The organism is Marivivens sp. ABH4_498, from assembly GCF_056160585.1.
In genome coordinates this window covers 525,940-544,917 of the sequence record NZ_JBSWXL010000003.1, presented here as the reverse complement: position 1 = coordinate 544,917, position 18,978 = coordinate 525,940, and the positions used below count along the sequence as shown (strand labels likewise).

16 protein-coding genes, 2 tRNA genes and 1 pseudogene are annotated in these 18,978 nt (G+C 55.7%); 10 read left to right on the top strand and 9 right to left on the bottom strand.

The window, feature by feature from the left end:
• Window positions 1-35 precede the first annotated feature (35 nt).
• A pseudogene (locus ACXAGA_RS10075) lies at window positions 36-206 on the bottom strand (DUF6538 domain-containing protein); the annotation flags it as partial.
• A gap of 140 nt (window positions 207-346) precedes the next feature.
• Window positions 347-436: transfer RNA gene (locus ACXAGA_RS10070), tRNA-Ser, on the bottom strand.
• A gap of 180 nt (window positions 437-616) precedes the next feature.
• On the opposite strand from ACXAGA_RS10070, the gene ACXAGA_RS10065 reads away from it, so the two are divergent.
• From ACXAGA_RS10065 to ACXAGA_RS10035, 7 genes are read left to right on the top strand one after another with little or no spacing between them, the layout of a single operon-like run.
• Entirely contained in the window at window positions 617-1,462 is an 846-nt protein-coding gene (locus tag ACXAGA_RS10065; protein WP_475117341.1) for an SPOR domain-containing protein, read from the top strand.
• Between the two features lie 9 nt (window positions 1,463-1,471).
• Entirely contained in the window at window positions 1,472-2,656 is a 1,185-nt protein-coding gene (locus ACXAGA_RS10060; protein ID WP_475117340.1) for a D-alanyl-D-alanine carboxypeptidase family protein, read from the top strand.
• A 9-nt stretch (window positions 2,657-2,665) separates the two neighbouring features.
• Window positions 2,666-3,283, top strand: coding sequence for a dTMP kinase (tmk, locus tag ACXAGA_RS10055; RefSeq protein WP_475117339.1), 618 nt, complete (start codon window positions 2,666-2,668; stop codon window positions 3,281-3,283).
• A complete protein-coding gene (locus tag ACXAGA_RS10050; RefSeq protein ID WP_475117338.1) occupies window positions 3,280-4,410 on the top strand; it encodes a DNA polymerase III subunit delta' in 1,131 nt (376 codons plus the stop codon). Before tmk ends, ACXAGA_RS10050 begins: the two co-directional genes overlap by 4 nt.
• Before the next feature lie 7 nt (window positions 4,411-4,417).
• Window positions 4,418-5,203, top strand: coding sequence for a TatD family hydrolase (locus ACXAGA_RS10045; protein WP_475117337.1), 786 nt, complete (start codon window positions 4,418-4,420; stop codon window positions 5,201-5,203).
• Complete coding sequence (locus tag ACXAGA_RS10040; protein WP_475117336.1) at window positions 5,203-6,000, top strand: MBL fold metallo-hydrolase; 798 nt, start codon at window positions 5,203-5,205, stop codon at window positions 5,998-6,000. The genes ACXAGA_RS10045 and ACXAGA_RS10040 overlap by 1 nt, the downstream gene beginning before the upstream one ends.
• Before the next feature lie 31 nt (window positions 6,001-6,031).
• Window positions 6,032-6,961, top strand: coding sequence for an AEC family transporter (locus ACXAGA_RS10035; protein WP_475117335.1), 930 nt, complete (start codon window positions 6,032-6,034; stop codon window positions 6,959-6,961).
• Window positions 6,962-6,989: 28 nt separating this feature from the next.
• On the opposite strand, the gene ACXAGA_RS10030 is transcribed toward ACXAGA_RS10035, so the two are convergent.
• From ACXAGA_RS10030 to ACXAGA_RS10000, 7 genes are all read right to left on the bottom strand, one after another.
• Window positions 6,990-7,883, bottom strand: coding sequence for an ABC transporter permease (locus ACXAGA_RS10030; RefSeq protein ID WP_086450080.1), 894 nt, complete (start codon window positions 7,881-7,883; stop codon window positions 6,990-6,992).
• Window positions 7,884-7,888: 5 nt separating this feature from the next.
• Window positions 7,889-9,430 (bottom strand): ABC transporter permease, encoded by a 1,542-nt coding sequence (locus ACXAGA_RS10025; protein WP_475117334.1) that lies wholly within the window; start codon window positions 9,428-9,430, stop codon window positions 7,889-7,891.
• 86 nt (window positions 9,431-9,516) lie between these two features.
• Entirely contained in the window at window positions 9,517-10,626 is a 1,110-nt protein-coding gene (locus ACXAGA_RS10020; protein WP_475117333.1) for an extracellular solute-binding protein, read from the bottom strand.
• Window positions 10,627-10,717: 91 nt separating this feature from the next.
• Window positions 10,718-11,818 carry an ABC transporter ATP-binding protein gene (locus tag ACXAGA_RS10015; RefSeq protein WP_475117332.1) on the bottom strand — a complete coding sequence of 367 codons (1,101 nt, stop codon included), beginning with the start codon at window positions 11,816-11,818 and terminating at the stop codon, window positions 10,718-10,720.
• A gap of 222 nt (window positions 11,819-12,040) precedes the next feature.
• Window positions 12,041-14,599, bottom strand: coding sequence for a Hint domain-containing protein (locus ACXAGA_RS10010; RefSeq protein WP_475117331.1), 2,559 nt, complete (start codon window positions 14,597-14,599; stop codon window positions 12,041-12,043).
• Between the two features lie 146 nt (window positions 14,600-14,745).
• Window positions 14,746-14,831 (bottom strand) — tRNA-Leu (locus ACXAGA_RS10005).
• 59 nt (window positions 14,832-14,890) lie between these two features.
• The gene (locus ACXAGA_RS10000) at window positions 14,891-15,388 is read right to left on the bottom strand and encodes a DUF2306 domain-containing protein (RefSeq protein ID WP_475117330.1); all 498 of its coding nucleotides are present in this window, start codon (window positions 15,386-15,388) and stop codon (window positions 14,891-14,893) included.
• Window positions 15,389-15,489: 101 nt separating this feature from the next.
• Between ACXAGA_RS10000 and ACXAGA_RS09995 the strand changes: the two genes are divergently transcribed.
• From ACXAGA_RS09995 to ACXAGA_RS09985, 3 genes are all read left to right on the top strand, one after another.
• Entirely contained in the window at window positions 15,490-16,275 is a 786-nt protein-coding gene (locus ACXAGA_RS09995; RefSeq protein WP_475117329.1) for a LytTR family DNA-binding domain-containing protein, read from the top strand.
• Window positions 16,276-16,278: 3 nt separating this feature from the next.
• Window positions 16,279-16,938, top strand: coding sequence for a lipoyl(octanoyl) transferase LipB (gene lipB / locus ACXAGA_RS09990; protein ID WP_475117328.1), 660 nt, complete (start codon window positions 16,279-16,281; stop codon window positions 16,936-16,938).
• A 271-nt stretch (window positions 16,939-17,209) separates the two neighbouring features.
• Window positions 17,210-18,883, top strand: coding sequence for a cytochrome c oxidase subunit I (locus tag ACXAGA_RS09985; protein ID WP_475117327.1), 1,674 nt, complete (start codon window positions 17,210-17,212; stop codon window positions 18,881-18,883).
• Window positions 18,884-18,978: the final 95 nt, after the last annotated feature.

Genomic DNA, 18,978 nt, shown 5'->3' with positions numbered 1-18,978 from the left:
TCGGCATCGTCAGAACGGCCATCTTTCAGAGCCTGCCAGCCCTCCAACAAATTGTCCCACACCTGCGCGGCCTTTTCGGCGGCAAGCTTTTTGGAGTCGGTCCTTAGACTAAGAGTAAGTAAACGGCGCGGTTCAACATCATGAAAATCGGTCGGAACGCGGCGCACTAAATGCCACGTCGATCCGCGTTTCTTCAAACCTTTCATACCGCCCCCAGCCCATTGGTGTCAGCGATATGTATAGCAAAATGTATAGCAAAACAACGGCGGCGATTTTCCCGAATGCACAAACAAGAGCGAAACTCCCTTATTTACAAGGGTAAACACCAAATTTTCGACTTTGGAAATGGCGGAGGAGGTGGGATTCGAACCCACGGTACGCTTCCACGTACGTCGGTTTTCAAGACCGGTGCATTAAACCACTCTGCCACTCCTCCGACCGTTCGGTGTGCATAAATAGCCCGCTGCGATTCTAAAAGAGGAAAACCGCCGACTGAGATGCGCGGAGGCTTCAAAAACGGTATTCTCACCGCTAAGGTGTCCCTGAAAAACAAAGCAGTCGCGGTTTTCAACGTTCAGGCAGACGGAAAATCGTTTCAAAATAAGGGGCATAAGCAATGGCAGGCATTCAGAGCATGTTACGCAACAGCGTGATTGGTGCGGTCGTCATGGTGGCGTTAGTAGGATGCGATGAAACCGGCACGTTTCAAATGCCGCAATTCGGCGGTGCCGAAGCGCAAATAGAAGACAGCGGTCAATCTGTTCAGCTGGTCGAACGCGATGTCGAAGCGCCGGACGTGTTTCAGGTGACAGAATCCGGCCTGTGGGATGGTCGCCCATCTTTGGGCGGGGTTTGGGTTGCCCACCCAGATGTTGCCGAACCAGAGCGCGTGATCATTCGCAACCAGTCCAACGGAAAATTCGTGATCGGTGCCCTATTCCGACGCGAACGTGCACAGCCCGGCCCTGCGTTGCAGGTATCGTCGGACGCTGCGCTGGCCCTTGATCTACTTGCCGGTTCGCCAACACCGCTACAGGTCACCGCACTGCGCCGCGAAGAGGCCCCAGTCGAAGCCCCCGCCCCAATCGCGAATTTCGACGAAGCCGAAGCGTTAGAAGCCCCAGCCGTCGAAACGATGGCATTGGATCCGATCGCCTCTGCCGAAGCGGCAATCGCAAATGCCGAGGCAGAACAGGCATCGACGCCCCCTGCCCCTGTCAGCAGCAGCTTGACCAAACCATTTATTCAAATCGGTATTTTCTCGGTCAAAGAAAATGCTGACCGCACTGCCCAACTGTTGTTATCCAACGGGATCACACCATCCGTCCTGACGGGCGAAACATCGGGGCGTGCGTTTTGGCGCGTGGTTGTTGGCCCATCGCAAACCAGCGACGAACGTAGTGCAATGCTAAACCGTATCAAAGGGTTGGGGTTCGAAGACGCCTACCCTGTCACGAACTAAGAGGTCCCAATGTTCCGCATTCTTTCCCGACTGCTGACCGCGCTGACCTTTGGCGTATTCGCAGTTTCTGCCCAAGCGCAGGCATTCGAGACGCCAGCGCGCGCCGCATATGTCTATGACGTATCGACAGGCACGGTCCTGCTGTCGAAAAATGCGCAAACCGCGCTGCCCCCTGCGTCAATGTCGAAACTGATGACCATCTACATGGCGTTCGAGGCAATCGCAGACGGCCGGCTTAGCATCGACGACGAACTGCTCGTGTCTCAGCACGCGATGGATTACCAAGGGTCGTCCATGTTTCTGCGCGCAGGCGAACGGGTCCGCGTCGAAGACCTCATTCGCGGCGTGATCGTATTGTCAGGCAATGACGCAAGCGCGGTTCTGGCCGAAAATTTGTCGCCAGACGGCACCGAGGCAGGCTTTGCCCAGATGATGACGACCCGCGCCCAGCAAATGGGCATGCTAAATTCGACGTTTGCCAACTCTAACGGCTGGCCGCACCCGATGCAGCGCATGTCCGTCGAAGATTTGGGTATCCTTGCCAACGCCATCATTCGCGATTTCCCGACCTTTTATCCAATTTTCGCCGAAGAAAGCTTTGCCTTTGACGGTCGCGTTCCATCGAACAGCCAAAACCGCAACCCGATCTTGGGGTTGGGCCTAGGCGCAGACGGTCTGAAAACCGGCCACACTCAAGAAGCAGGGTACGGGTTGGTCGGATCCGCAAAACAAGGCGATCGCCGCGTGATTTTCGTCGTGACAGGTTTGGATAGCGCCGCATCGCGCGCAGAGGAATCCGAACGCATCCTGAACTGGGCCTTTCGCCAATTCGCGCAAAAGGACGTCATCGCAGCAGGTACGCGCGTCGCCGAAGCCGATGTGTGGATGGGCCAATCCGAAACGGTTGGCCTGACCGTGGCAGAAGATGTTTCCATGCTGATCCCTATCCTGAACCAGGGTCAGGTCGAAGGTGACTTGGAATTCAGCGCACCGCTAGAGGCGCCAATCGTCGCTGGACAAGAAGTCGGCGAACTGGTGATCAAACTGGACAACCTACCCGAACACCGCATCCCGTTGATCGCGGAATCCGATGTGGCGCGTGGCGGTTTCACGACCCGCGTGAAAACGGCTGCTCTGGTTCTTTTGGATAAAATAGTGCAAGACCCAACAGACGCTTCTGCCGACAATTCCTAAGGCCCGACTATGACCGGACAATTGATCACATTCGAAGGGATCGACGGGTCCGGAAAATCGACCCAAGCCCGCATGCTGGTCGAACGCCTGCGCGCCAAAGGATACGACGTGATCCACACCCGCGAACCGGGCGGCAGCACAGGCGCCGAAGAAATCCGCGCTCTGATCCTGAACGGGGACGCGGATCGTTGGTCGGCGGAAACCGAAATCCTGCTATTTACTGCTGCCCGCCGTGACCATCTGGAAAAAACGATCCTTCCGGCCATCGAGGCCGGTCAGATCGTGGTCTGCGACCGTTTCGCGGATAGCACCCGTGTCTATCAAGGGGCCACCCGTGGGGATTTGCGTCCCATGGTCGACAAATTGCACGATTTGATGATCGGGCGCGAACCTGACCTGACCTTTATCATCGATATGGACCCAGAAATCGCACTAAACCGCGGATTGGCCCGCGTGGGTGCCGAAGAACGGTTTGAAAACATGGGTCTGGGTTTTCAAGAAACGGTGCGCCACGGGTTCCTATCGATCGCACATAGCGCCAAAGACCGCTGCGTAATTGTTGACGGAAACCGCACACCTGAACAGGTCAGCGCCGAAATCCTAGCCATATTCGAGGACCGCGCATGAGCGACGACGCTCTGCCAGAACCGGATCGGATCGAAGGCGCCCCGCATCCGCGTGAAACAGCACGTTTGATCGGACAGGCCCGCGCCGAAGAGGCGTTTCTAGAGGCCTATAATTCCGGCCGCCTACATTCGGGATGGATGATCACCGGCCCCAAAGGCATCGGCAAAGCCACGCTCGCCTATAAAATCGCAGCCTTTTTGTTGGCCGAACAGCCCGAAGGCGAAGTTGGCCTGTTTGGTGACGCCCCGCCCCTGCCGACGACGTTGGACATTGGCGACGATCATCCAGACATGCGCCTGATCCGCGCGGGCAGCCACCCGCGCCTGACCATTGTGCGCCGCCCCGTGGATGAAAAGACCGGCAAGCTAAAGACAGAAATCACAGCCGACCCTGTGCGTGATCTGAAAAAATTCTTTCACATGTCATCAGCAGACGGCGGCCGCCGCGTGGTAATCGTGGACGCAGCCGATGAAATGAATGTCACAGCCGCGAACTCGATCCTGAAAGAGCTGGAAGAGCCGCCCGCTCGCACCACGATCCTGCTGCTATCACACCAGCCGTCGAAATTATTGCCAACCATCAGATCCCGTTGCCGCGAACTGCGCTGCACAACGTTGAACGCGGACGACATGAACGATGCACTGGCCCAAGCGGACATCCATGTGGACGAAACCGAAAGCCTAGCCACGTTATCAGGCGGGTCCGTCGGCGAAGCGATCCGTTTGGTCAATCACGACGGCCTGCAATTGTATCGCGAACTGGTCCACCTGTTTGACCGCCTGCCCACCGTTGACCGCAGCGCTGCATTAAAACTGGCCGAAAGCTGCACGGGAAAAGCCGCCGAGGTGCGGTTTGAAATGACGCTGGACCTGATTGACCTTTTCCTAGCCCGCACCGCCCGCGCGGGCCTGCTGGGCGAACCCAATTCCCAAGGCGCAAACGGCGAAGCCCGCCTGTTGGCCCGTCTGTCGCCCCACGATCGGGCGGCGCGAAAATGGGCCGATCTGCAACAGCAACTTAGCCTCAAGGTCCGTCGCGGACGGGCGGTGAACCTTGACCCTGCTGCATTGATCCTAGATATGATTTTCAAGATCGAAGAAACGGCGCGCAGCACCGCCGCAACCTGAGGCACCCATGACCGCAGCCATCGTAGATAGCCATTGCCACCTAGACTTTCCCGACTTTGACGAAGAACGCGCCGATGTGATCCAGCGCGCCGTCGATGCGGGCGTCGAACGCATGGTGACGATCTGCACCAAACTGCACAACGAACCAAAGGTCCGCGAAATCGCCGAAACCTTTGACCCTGTCTTTTACGCCGTCGGCATCCATCCAATGAGCGCCGCCGATCAGCCTTTGGTCAGCGTTGATCAGCTGGTGGCATACGCCAAACACCCGAAAATGGTGGGCATTGGCGAAACGGGTCTGGATTACCACTACACCCCCGACAGCGCCGACATTCAGAAAAAGTCGCTGCGCATTCACATCGATGCCGCCCGCGAAACGGGTTTGCCGCTGATCATCCACAGCCGTAACGCGGATGACGACATGGCCCAAATTCTGCGCGAAGGCATGGATAACGGCGCCTATACATGCGTCATGCATTGCTATTCGTCGGGGCCCGAACTGGCCCGCGCGGCGCTGGACATGGGATTTTACCTGTCGATGTCGGGCATCGCGACCTTCCCAAAATCCCAAGAGGTCCGCGATATTTTCGCAGCCGCCCCGCTGGACCGCATTCTGGTGGAAACCGATAGCCCCTACCTTGCCCCCAAACCGTTCCGCGGCAAACGCAACGAACCAGGCTACACCATCCACACGGCCCAAGTCGGTGCGGATGTGTTCGGCATGACCTATGATGATTTTGCGGCGGCAACGACCGCGAACTTTGACCGACTATTTACAAAGGCACATCTGTAATGGCGCGACTGGATATCACCATTCTGGGCTGCGGATCGTCGGGCGGCGTGCCGCGTATCGGCGGCAACTGGGGTGACTGCGATCCATCAAACCCGAAAAACCGCCGCCGCCGTTGTTCCATTCTGGTCGAACGGACGGAAGGCGACGCCGTTACCCGCGTGTTGATCGACACGTCGCCCGATATGAAGGATCAGTTGGTTGACGCAGGCGCGGGCACGTTGGACGGGGTCGTGTTCACGCACGCCCATGCGGATCACACCCACGGGTTGGATGACCTGCGTCAGGTGGTTTTCAACACGCGCCAGCGGCTACAGGTTTGGGCGGATGGCGATACATCCGAAAGCCTTCTGTCGCGGTTCGGCTATGCCTTTGTCCAACCCAAAGGATCGCCTTACCCGCCCATTTTGGAACTGAACTACATCGACGGCGATGTGACCGTTCCCGGCGCTGGCGGCGATATCGTTCTGACCCCGTTCCGCGTGAACCACGGATCGATTGACGCGCTGGGGTTCCGGATTGGCGATGTGGCCTATCTGCCTGATGTCGCGACGATGTATGATGACGCGTGGGACAGCCTGAACGATCTGGACTGCTGGATTGTCGACGCCCTGCGCCGTGATCCGCACCCAACCCATTCGCATCTGGCGCAGACGCTGGAATGGATCGACCGCGTACAGCCAAAACAGGCCGTATTGACCAACATGCATATCGACCTTGATTATGAAACGGTTGCAGCAGAAACGCCTGACCATATTATCCCAGCTTATGACGGCCTAAAGCTGTCGTTTACTATTTAATGTCCGGCGGGCTCCGCCGAAGGAGCCCAACATGGCCACCCTGTTACAGGTCGTTTTACCTGTCTTTATCGTAATCGCCTTTGGCTATGCCGCTGCGTGGCGCGAATATTTCAGCAAAGCCGCCGTTGATGCGCTGATGACCTTTGCCCAAGGGTTCGCCATCCCGATGCTGCTGTTTCGGTCGATGACCCAATTGGATCTGGCCGCCAGCTTTGACCCTGCGCTGTGGGGCGCGTTTTACACGGGCGCTTTGTCCGGTTTCGCCGCCGGTATTTTGGGCGCGCGGTTCCTGTTCAAACGTGATTGGGAAGACTGCATTGCCATCGGGTTTATCGGACTGTTTTCCAATTCGCTGTTGCTGGGTCTGCCGATCACCGAACGCGCCTATGGCGCAGACGCGCTGGCCGCGAACTATGCCATCATCGCGATCCATTCGCCGTTCTGCTATGCCGTTGGCATCACCGCGATGGAGATCGTCAAAAATCGCGGCGGATCACTGGCCAAACTGCCGGGTAAAGTGGCCAACGCCATGCTGCACAACGCGCTGATCGTGGGCATTCTGGCGGGTATCGCGGTGAATGTGACCAACCTGCCCCTGCCGACCGTATTTACCGAAGCCGTCGATCTGATGGCCCGCGCGGCGCTGCCGACGGCTCTGTTCGGGTTGGGCGGCGTTCTGTATCGCTACAAACCCGAAGGCGACATGCTGACCGTGGCCTATATCGTTGGCGTGTCCCTAATCGTCCACCCAGTAGTCGTCTACGTGATGGGCGGCGCATTTAACCTGCCGACCGACAGTTTCCGTTCCGCTGTGGTCACCGCGGCAATGGCACCGGGCGTGAATGCGTTCCTATTCGCATCCATGTACGGCCATGCCCAAAGGGTTGCCGCCTCTGCCGTGTTGATCGGCACGGCCGCAACGGTCGTCACGGCGTCCATCTGGTTGACAATCCTACCATAGAAAAAGGCGGCCAATGGCCGCCTTTCTTTTAACCCGGGCTCATCCCGCGGAGCCGTTCAGACCGCCGCCGCAGAATTTCCAGCGTTGTCAGCAAACAGATTGAGATAAAGACCAAGATCGTTGCCACTGCCAAAATGGTTGGGCTGATCTGTTCACGCAGGCCCGTAAACATCTGCCAAGGCAGCGTTTTCTGCTGGGCCGATCCGACGAACAGCACCACGACGACTTCGTCAAACGATGTGATGAAGGCAAACAGGCCACCCGAAATAACACCGGGCAAAATCAGCGGCATTTGCACACGGAAAAATGTGGTCACTGGGTTTGCGCCCATCATCGCCGACGCGCGGGTCAGGGATTTGTCGAAACCCACCAGCGTTGCGGTCACGGTGATGATCACGAACGGAATGCCTAATGCCGCATGCGCCAGAACCACGCCCGCGTATGTCCCCGTCAGGGTGAATGGCAGGTACACTTTGCCAAATGGCGTTGGGATGTATGGGTTCGAGTAGAAGAAATACATGCCCGTTGCCGAAATGATCAGCGGTACGATCATCGGGGAAATCATGATCGCCATGATCGCGCGGCGACCCGGCACGTGGGACTGCGACAGACCGATCGCTGCCAACGTACCCAAAGATACCGAAATCAGCGTCGCAATCGGAGCGATCTTGAGCGAGTTGCTAAGCGCCAATTGCCAATCAGAATTCGTCAGGAAATCCTGATAGTGCTTTAGCGAATAACCCTCTGGGTCCAAACGCAGCATTTCAGGCGTAAAGGTAAAGAAATCCTGCGCGTTGAACGACAGCGGAATGATCACAAGGATCGGCGCGATCAAGAAGAAAAAGATCAGCCCGCAGATCACGCGGTAGCTATAGAACCACGCGCGTTGACCTGTGCTTGCATATGGGGGGAGTGCGGACATGTCTTTTAGCCTCCGAGTTTCACGTTATCGATGCCGACAAGACGGTCATAGAGCCAGTACAGCGCCAGAACGAGCACCAGCAGGATGCTGCCCAGTGCCGCCGCCAGACCCCAGTTCAAAGAACTAGAGATGTGGTAGGCAATACGGTTCGAAATGAATACGCCCTTGGTACCGCCGACAAGTTCGGGGGTGATGTAGTAACCAATCGCTAGGATGAACACGAGGATCGACCCTGCCCCGATACCTGGAATGGAGTTCGGGAAATAGACGCGCCAGAACGCCGTCCAATCGGTTGCGCCCATGGATTTCGCCGCACGCACGTAAGACGGGTTGATCGTTTTCATCACCGAATACAGCGGCAGGATCATGAACGGCAGCAGGATATGCGTCATCGCGATGATCGTACCGGTTGCGTTGTTGATCAGCTCTAGTCGGTTATCGTCCGATATGATCCCGATCCACACAAGGATGTCGTTAATAACACCCTGATTTTGCAGCAGAACTTTCCACGCGGATGTACGGACCAACAGCGATGTCCAGAACGGCAGTAGCACAAGGATCATCAGAACGTTCGCGCTGCGCAGTGGTAGGTTCGCCAGCAGATAGGCGATCGGATAGCCCAGCAAAATACAGCTGCCCGTGATCAGGATCGACAAAACGATCGTGCGGACGAACAGAGTGATGTAGATGCGTTCGTCTTCGGGGCGGGTTTCAACGCCATCAGGCGTTAGCTGCAAATCGACCGAGTTCAGGAAATACCCCGATGTGTAATTGCCGCCATAGGTTTTGATGGTTGCCCAAACCTCTGGGTCGGCCCAGCCGTCGTTTGCGTCGATGAACTGTTCGCTGATTACGACAGGTTCCCATGCCGATACGTCCACGGCAGGCATCGCAGCCGCCGCATTGCCGTTCATCAGATCGCGATACAGTGCGGTGTAGACGAAATCGGCGGGGTCTTCTTCGGCGGGAATGTCGTTGTTTTCTTCGACTGTTAGCAATGCCCATGCGTCATAGGCGTCGGTGGTCAGTGGCAGCGACGAACGCACCGCGTCATCAGCCATCCACGCAGCCCATTGCGCAGGATCGGCATAGGCCGCATCCGCATCGGTAAAGCCATCGGTATATGCGTCGGTATCGAAACGGCCCACTTTGCGGCCCGTCGAACGGAACATCGACGAAATACCCGTTTTTTCATAGTTCAAACGCGATCCCAAACGGGTGTGCGATTTGTATTCTTCGGCAATGGCAAGGTCAGTGTAAAAAGATGCGAACACCTCTTCTGACGGCGCAGTGCCGGTTTCTGGGTCCCACTCCTCTAGCGCTTCGATTGTGCGCGGGATGGTGTCTGGAACGATCTGGTTTTCGACCGACCGCAAAAGCATGTCAAAGATCGGCGCGATAAAGCTGATCAGGATGAACAGCAAAAGCGGCGCAATCAGCATCAGCGCGCGGATTTTCTGTCTGCGCAATGCACGGTTCAAACTGGATTTGAGCGATTTACCGTCGGCTGTTTGAATCAGCTCGGCGCTCTGGGTCTGGTCTGTCATGAAATGGTCCTGTCCGGTGACCATGCCCCCCGCGTTCAGGGGGCATGGTGTATTCGTTACAAACCCGAAAGGTTTGTCAGGTCAGATTATTGTGCCAGCCACGCCTGGAATTTTGCATCCAGATCGTCGCGGTAATCAGCCCAGAAATCGTACTGTGTTACGAATACGTTCTGCGAGTTCGCAGGGTCGGTTGGCATGTGTGGCGCCATTTCGATGCCCAGAGTTGCGTGGGTACCAACCAGTGGTGCCGACGATGCGCGTGCAGGACCATACGAAATGTATGCAGCCTGATCAGCCAGACGCTGGGTGTCGGTTGCAAAGTTCAGGAAGTCCATGACGCGTGCCAGACGGTCTTCTGGTAGGTCGGCAGGGATCACCCAACCGTCAAAGTCCAGCATCTGTGCGTCCCACAGCATGCCGATTGGCTGGCCTTGCTCTGCGATCGCAGCGAACAGACGACCGTTATAGGTCGAACCCATCACGATTTCGCCATCAGCCAACAGCTGTGGAGTTTCCGCAGCAGCAGTCCACCAGATCACGTCGTCTTTGATGGTGTCCAGTTTTGCGAACGCTTGGTCCTGACCTTCTTCGGTTGCCAGAACGTCATAGATTTCGTCTTTGGCAACGCCGTCACACAGCAGTGCCCATTCCATGTTTGCCAGCGGGCGTTTGTTCAGCGCGCGTTTGCCTGGGTATGCGTCGGTGTCGAAAATCGCACAGATGGATTCAGGCGCAGTGTCGCCAACCATGTCGGTGCGGTAACCAACAGTGGTCGAGAATACGATCTGCGGGATAAAGCAATCCGAAATGATCGAGTCGCCAAAGTCGTCCGATGCGGACGAACCGTCAGCGCCTGCTGCCAGCATTTCGTCGTGGTCGATTTCCATCGCCAGACCTTCGTCACACAGACGGATTGCGTCAGCGGCTTCTACGTCGACCAGATCCCAGGTGATGTTGCCGGATTCTGCCATCGCGCGCAGTTTCGCAACTGCCTCGGCCGAGGATTCATCCCAAACGATCGACACGCCGTCGTTCATCGCCAGATATGGGTCCGAATAGGCGTTGATCTGCGACGACTGGTACGCGCCGCCCCAGGATACCAGGGTCATGTCGGATGCCATGTGGCCTTCGGCCATTGCGGCGCCCGCAGCAACGGTCAGAGCCGAAGTCGCAAGTAGGGTTTTTGTTAGTTTCATAATCATAACTCCCGTAAAGATCCCGGTTGATTTATTTGCGCCGCCCCTCCCGGGTAAGAACGGTGCGTTTTGATACGCAAAGGACGCCTGATTAGGCGTCCAAAGCGTGGCAATCGTCCGCAAGCCAACCAATTTCGATCTGTTGTCCGCGCTGTAGGCGAACCTGATCGGGGGCGTTACGGGTTTTAATGACGAATTCGTCGGTTCCCGCAACGCGCAGGCGCGTGCGGAAAATGTCGCCCATATAGATGAACTCCAACACTTCAGCTTTGAGCGTGTGGGCGTCTGGGGATAAGCGATCTTTGTTGATCTCGACGCGTTCTGGGCGGATCGACACTTTGGTCCGGTCGCCAACTGCGCTGACGTTGACCGCGCGGGCGTCGATCAGGTCACCGCTGTCCAAACGGACGGTGCAGCGTTCGCCGGACAGCGTTTCAACTTTACCCGTCAGCGTGTTGTTTTCACCAATGAATTGCGCAACGAAACTGTTTTCTGGCGATTCATATAGCGCGTCAGGCGGGGCCAACTGTTGAATGCGGCCATCGTTGAACACGGCAACGCGGTCGGACATAGTCAACGCTTCGGTCTGGTCGTGGGTCACGTAAACGGTCGTGATGCCCAGTTCATGCGCCAGACGGGTGATTTCGAACTGCATATGTTCGCGCAGCTGTTTGTCCAGCGCGCCCAGCGGTTCGTCCATCAGCACCAATTCAGGCTGGAACACCAGCGCGCGTGCCAGCGCGATACGCTGTTGCTGACCACCCGATAGCTGTGCAGGACGGCGCCCACCGAATTGGCCCATCTGAACCATATCCAATGCACGCTTTACCTTTTCTTCGCGTTCCGATTTGCCCAGTTTCCGGACTTCCAACGGAAAGGCCAGATTTTCGGCAACCGTCATATGCGGGAACAAGGCGTAGTTCTGAAACACCATCCCGATGCCGCGTTTATGCGGCGGGATGTTGTTGATCGACGTGCCCCCGATGCGGATGTCACCATGCGTTGCGGTTTCAAAACCAGCCAGCATCATCAGACACGTGGTTTTACCCGAACCCGAAGGCCCAAGCATGGTCAGAAATTCGCCCTTGGGCATGGTCAGGTTGAGATCTTTGACGACGAGCGTTTCGCCATCATAACTTTTCTGTACGCGTTCGAATTCGACGAACGCTTTGTCCGTTGCGCTTGCGGCCAAAACGGCACTCCCTGATGTTTACGGCAGTTTGCCCGCCTGTTCTCATCAAACTAAAGCCGCCGTTCAGGCATATTGCAACCTGTTAAACCGTTTAAACGCCGAAAACGCCCAATTTACAGACAAAAGACCGACGAAAGGCATCTTCGCAAAACTATTCATCGCGAAATTGTGACCTTTCAGGAAAAAAGGTCAGCTAGATATGCAATGATGGTCGGCTGTCCTTTAGATTGTATCTAGGGACAGGTCGCGAATATGTCGCGGCAGGTCGTTAAATCGCGCGATGGGTCGTGCCAAATCACCGTACCCAACAGCCGCACCGAGTCGCGCCACCTCAGGGAACAGTTTCATCACTTCGACCAGCGACTCGCGACCTAGTGCGGTTAACCCAAAGCGTCCAGGGTAAAAGCTTTCGGAGGCGATCCCGTTTCCGAAAATAACCTGATGCTTTTCAAACATCAGATGCACATAGGTGACCGACTTTACCCCATTTGCAACGCGAACCTTACCGCCCTTCATACGCGCCAAATGTGTCGCGCGGATGAAACGATCCGAACCGTCAGAATGACGCGCAGAAATCGCGTGCTGCGGTGACACCAATAGCCCGCGATCCCCTGCCCAATCGCCTGCCTGAATCAAAACGGGTCGTAACGATGGCATCGAACGCAGTTCATTTTCCTGCAAATGACGGGCACCGGCCCAAACAATTGGTTGCGGCCCATTATCGCGCGTCACCACCAGATCACCCGGGCGCAACATTTCAACAGGCACTTCGCCCGCTGGCGTCAGGATCATCGTCCCCGTTGTGAAACAAGGGATGCCGATTTTGAACATTTCCGGTCCGGTATCAACCTGATCGGCCGTCACGTTGTACAGGACCATGACCTCTCCGTTCGGAAAGGACAGCATGGCAAAGCCTGTATCCGGATCAACACCAACTGTGACGTCGTGATAATCGATCGCATTGCCATCGGCATCGGTAATACCACTGACGTCCAACTGGTCGTTGGTAAATCCATCGGCATTGGCATCGCCCATGTCGAAATCGCCGACATAGTTGGTCCCCGACGACACAACAAAGGTGTCATCCCCTGCACCGCCGACCAAAACGTCACTGCCGCCGCCGCCGTTCAGAACGTCATTGCCGTCTTCGCCATAAAGCCAGTCGTCGCCGTCCCCACCGAATATCGTATCGTTACCGCGGCCCGTCCAAACGCTATCGTTCCCAGCACCGCCATAGATGGTGTCATTGCCGTCCAGCTGGGTTCCTGGAACGTCATCGATAACGTCGTTACCGTCGCCGCCGTACACAACGTCATCACCCGATTGGAAATAAATGGTGTCGTCGCCACCGCCCGCATAGATCGTATCGGTTCCATCACCGCTGTCGATCACGTCGGTATTGTTGCTGCCGGTGATGGTATCGTTACCGCCGCCGCCATAGACGCTCGCCCACCCCGTCGTTGCAGAGGCATCAATCGTATCAGCCCCGTCGCCGCCGTTGACGCGTTCGATATCGGTAAACGTCCCTGTCGTCAGACCACCGTCATCGCTAAACGTGCCGGATTCATTCGATGAATAGGTGATCGACACACCCCCATCCGACATTTCCAGCGTGTCCCAATCATTTCCACCGGACCCGCCATCAATGATGTCAGCGTCTGATTGGAAAATCGTATCCGCATCATCGCCGCCATAGATCGTATCGACTCCAGCGTCGCCATACAGCAGATCATCGCCCGCGCCGCCATAAACGGTATCCGAGTCATTGCCGCCATAGATCGTATCATTGCCCATCTGACCGCGCAGGTCGTCGGTGCCATCTTCACCGTAAATGGTATCGTTGAACGTTCCAGAATAGGTGACGGACAGGTTAAAACCGCCTTCGATACTGTCCAGAAAGAAACCGTTTTCATCGCGCAGGACGAAATTGGTCTCGGTGTGGGTGGCCAAGACATAGGTTTCACCTTCGGCCAAGACATATATGTTGGTCGCCAATCCATCCGTGCCAATCTGGCTGAGCGTGATTGGCCCGTCAGAGCTGTTTGTGATCGTCAGCGTTGTCGGCGTGATCGGCGTGCCAGAGGCATGAACGGACAGATCATATAGTTGCCCATCACCAACGACGATATCGGCGCCAGATCCACCAAATAGCTGATCGTTTCCTTCACTGCCGACAACTGTATCGTTGTCTGCGCCGCCGTATAGAACGTCATCACCCGACAGGCCGGACAATTTGTCATTGCCGCCCCCGCCGTACAGCGTGTCGTTCACGTTATCCTGACCGGTAAATTCGTTATCCGCGTTCAAATCGAACGATTGATCGACAAAGCTACTGTAGGGGGCACCGTTCGTGTTGCCAGATGAGGTGACTTCGTACGTCACACCAGGCTGCATCTGGCCCGTTGCGATCGAACCAACGTACACACCGCCAATTTCGACAGTGTACACATCAATGACAGACCCGTCAGACCCAGTCAGAGTCATCTTGTCTTCTAGATACGAACGCCCAGATGCGACCACGGTTCCGCTCGGATCGCGCAAAGTAAGCGTTTGTTCATAAGTATCGTCACCCAATTCTTGTCTGGATCCGTCACCGCTGAAAAAATCGTCGGTCGTTTCCAACAACAATAAGAGGCTCGCGTCTTCGATATCGAAACGATACGCGTCGGTAGAGGCTGACCAATTGGGATCTAAGGTGATGGTGGTGCCGACTTGCGGAAATCCACCCGAATAACCGATCAGATCATTCGGTCCAAAACCATAAATCGTATAAACAGCCATAACTCGCTCTCTCACACCGGTGGATAAGCGTGAAAACGGAGCCGTTTTGGCTGTGTTTAATCAAAGTTGCGCAAGCTATACGTTCAACACGTGGACATATACGATTGGACGAACGAACAGCAGGGATCCACTAACCTTTGGGATATTGGTGCGGTCGAGAAGACTCGAACTTCCACGGGTGTTACCCCACAGCGACCTCAACGCTGCGCGTCTACCATTCCGCCACGACCGCACGCCCTGACATGGTGCGTGGTCTCTAACCGAAGACCCACACCTAGACAAGACCTAACTCTAGGCGGTTTGCATCGATTTTCGCTGCCCCAACTGACGCGCCAAACGTAGCCCCAATAGCGTTGCGCCGATAACGATGACATAGACACCCGCCGTGCGATATTCATCGAAAAAGACACGGTTCACGACACGTCCCGGTAGGAAATTGAACAAAGCCGCGACCAATACGCCATTCCAGTACAGGCTGCGAAAAACGGCGCGGTGTTGTGCGACCCGCCCCTGAAAAATATGGCGCATCCCGATGTACAGCGACCACAATGCCAGAACGGACAGCGCATGGATCGGGCTAAGGATCCAGACAATCGCAAAATCATGGATCCAGAATGACGATAACGCTGTAATAGCCATGGCAACGACCCAAATATAGCCAGATACCTTGTGAACCAGATCACGTTTGCGCCGATAAATCGCCAGCGGCCCCAACCCCAAAGCAATCGTTGCGCTAATCGCGTGCATTTGGACCACAAAACCTGCGTCGATAAATGGCTGCAATGTCATGGTAATTTCCTTTTCACTTACTCAATGTCGATCTGGAAATTTTTGTGCCTGACGGGTATTGATGGCTCAACCATAGATACGCAAACCACACCGAGGCATTCGTGACCAACGCCCGATCGCATTTCGCGCTACGTGAATGGCGGCGACAATTTTCAAAGCCGATTACGTTCTACGCGTTGATGGGCGTGACAATCGTGCTGACCATCTCTGGACCATTCGACACGGCGACGGTCATGCGTTTCTTGCCTAGACTAGGATATTGGGCGTTCGTGACCTTTGGCGGTTATAGCATCGGCTTTTTGTTGTCGCGCACTATCATCGGACCGAAAACGCCAGCCGCCCTGCCGATCGCAAAAACAGTGCAGCTGGCCTGTATCGTTGCCGCCGCGTTGACCTGTTTTATTTTCGCGCTGAACCATGCCGTATTCGGACCATGGGTCACGGCCGAAACGTTTATCCCCACGGCCCTTTCGATGTTTGCGATTTCGGCGGTTGTGACGGCGACGATTACGCATGTCAGCATGCATTTCGCCCAATCGGACAACCATCCCACCCCGCAGGCATCACGCGGCATACCCATTTTAGACCGCATTGAATTGGAAAAACGCGCGCCGCTCGTCGCAATTTCGGTCGAAGATCATTATGTCCGCATACGAACGGAAAAAGGGGAAACTGTCGTACTGATGCGTTTGTCTGATGCAATGCGCGAAGTCGGCGATACGGACGGGCTTCAGGTGCATCGATCACATTGGGTGGCGAAAAGGGCTGTAAGCCGCGCCGAACGCAAAGGTGACCGCGCTATATTAACAATGACCCACGGCGCGGATATTCCCGTAAGCCGCAGTTACATCCCCACGATAAAAGAGGCCGGGCTACTGCCCGCGTAAGACATGGTAGAATGGATCACCTCGACGGGTCTGACCGATTATCAAGACGCCGTCGATTTCATGGAAACGCGCGCAGCGGCCATTCATGATGGCACCGCAGACGAAGCAATTTGGCTGGTCGAACACCCTCCGCTATATACGGCCGGCACATCTGCCAAAGTCGCGGACCTGTTGGAACCTGATCGGTTCCCCGTCTATCAATCCAAACGCGGCGGACAATATACCTATCACGGCCCCGGGCAACGCGTGGCCTATGTCATGCTGGACGTCGGCAAACGTGGCCGCGATGTGCGCTGTTTCGTGCGCGATATGGAACAATGGGTGATTGCGGCGCTGGCGGAATTCAACGTTCAGGGCGAAATCCGCGATGGACGGGTGGGTGTTTGGGTGCCTCGGCCCGAAAAACCGCTGCTATTTGACGGCTCTGTCCGCGAAGACAAAATCGCCGCCCTAGGCATTCGCCTGAAAAAATGGGTGAGCTTTCACGGATTGTCGATCAACGTCGAACCCGACCTGTCGCATTTCGGCGGGATCGTCCCCTGCGGGATTTCAGGCCACGGCGTAACATCTTTGGTTGATTTAGGCCTGCCCGTCACGATGGAAGACGTTGATGTTGCACTGAAATCCACCTTCGATCGGGTAGTGACGCCCTATTGCGAATAGGACTTTGGTCATATTGCCGCGCCCGAAATTTTTGAAATTTCGGCCCACAATTTGACCTATCTCAAAGTAAGCTCCCGATTTTTAGGGCAAACAAGGCCCTAGGCGCGCTTCGTCATTGTCTCCCCGTTGGATGGGGTGCGCCAAAATACCCCATAACATTAGGCCTTTCGGATATTGCCGATAAGGCGCTTTGGCACTAGAACCACCACCAAAGCTGCGGGACGAGTCTGACTCGGCCCCGTTTGTGGAATTCAAATAATGGGAGAGCCAAATGGCAGATGCAGCCATCCATGGCCATGAACACGAAGACAACCGGGGGTTCTTCACCCGTTGGTTCATGTCCACCAACCACAAAGACATCGGGATCATGTACCTGTTCGTATCAGGTATTGTTGGTTTCATTTCCGTCGCATTTACTGTGTACATGCGTCTGGAGCTGATGGATCCAGGTGTTCAATACATGTGCCTAGAAGGCGCACGTTTCATTGCCGACGCGTCGGCACCATGTACGCCTAACGGCCACCTGTGGAACGTTATGATCACCTACCACGGTGTTCTGATGATGTTCTTTGTGGTTATTCCTGCCCTGTTCGGTGGTTTTGGTAACTACCTGATGCCGCTGCAGATCGGCGCTCCGGACATGTCGTTCCCACGTATGAACAACCTGTCGTTCTGGATGTATGTTGCTGGTGTCGCACTGGGTGTTGCATCGCTGCTGGCACCAGGCGGTAACGGTCAGCTGGGTTCGGGTGTTGGCTGGGTTCTGTACCCACCTCTGTCCACCTCCGAAGGCGGCTACTCGATGGACTTGGCGATCTTTGCTGTTCACGTATCGGGCGCATCCTCGATCTTGGGCGCGATCAACATCATCACCACCTTCCTGAACATGCGTACGCCGGGCATGACCCTGCACAAAGTACCTCTGTTCGCATGGTCGGTATTCGTGACTGCGTGGCTGATCCTTCTGTCGCTGCCTGTTCTGGCTGGCGCGATCACCATGCTGCTGATGGACCGTAACTTTGGCACCTCGTTCTTCCAGCCTGCTGGCGGTGGTGACCCGATCCTGTATCAGCACATCCTGTGGTTCTTTGGCCACCCAGAAGTGTACATCATCATCATTCCTGGTTTCGGCATCATCAGCCACATCATTTCGACCTTCTCGAAAAAGCCGATCTTTGGTTACCTGCCAATGGTCTACGCAATGGTTGCAATCGGTGTTCTGGGCTTTGTTGTTTGGGCACACCACATGTACACCGTTGGTATGTCGCTGACCCAGCAGTCCTATTTCATGCTGGCAACCATGGTCATCGCGGTTCCGACTGGCGTGAAAATCTTCTCTTGGATCGCGACCATGTGGGGCGGTTCGGTTGAATTCAAATCGCCAATGGTTTGGGCTTTCGGTTTCTTGTTCCTGTTCACCGTTGGTGGCGTTACAGGCATCGTTCTATCCCAAGCTGCAGTAGACCGCGCCTACCACGACACTTACTATGTGGTTGCTCACTTCCACTACGTGATGTCGTTGGGTGCTGTGTTCGCGATTTTTGCTGGTATCTACTTCTACCTGCCAAAATTCTCGGGCCGCGCTGCACCTGAATGGGCTGCGAAACTGCACTTCTGGATGATGTTCATCGGCGCAAACCTGACCTTCTTCCCACAGCACTTCTTGGGTCGTCAAGGCATGCCACGTCGTTACATTGAATACCCAGACGCATTCGCGCTGTGGAACAAAGTATCGTCCTATGGTGCGTTCCTAGCATTTGCATCGTTCGTATTCTTCATCGGTGTACTGGCTTACACCCTGCTGGCAGGTCGCCGCGAAACCCGTCCGAACCCATGGGGCGAATTCGCTGACACGCTGGAATGGACACTGCCATCGCCGCCGCCAGAACACACGTTCGAACAGCTGCCAAAGCGTGAAGACTGGGACAAACAACCAGCTCACTAAAATAACGAAAACCCCGGCCACTGCGCCGGGGTTTTTCTTTGGCATAGTGCGACGACCTGTGCCTTGCCGTGCCCTGCCCTGCCGCTAGATTACGG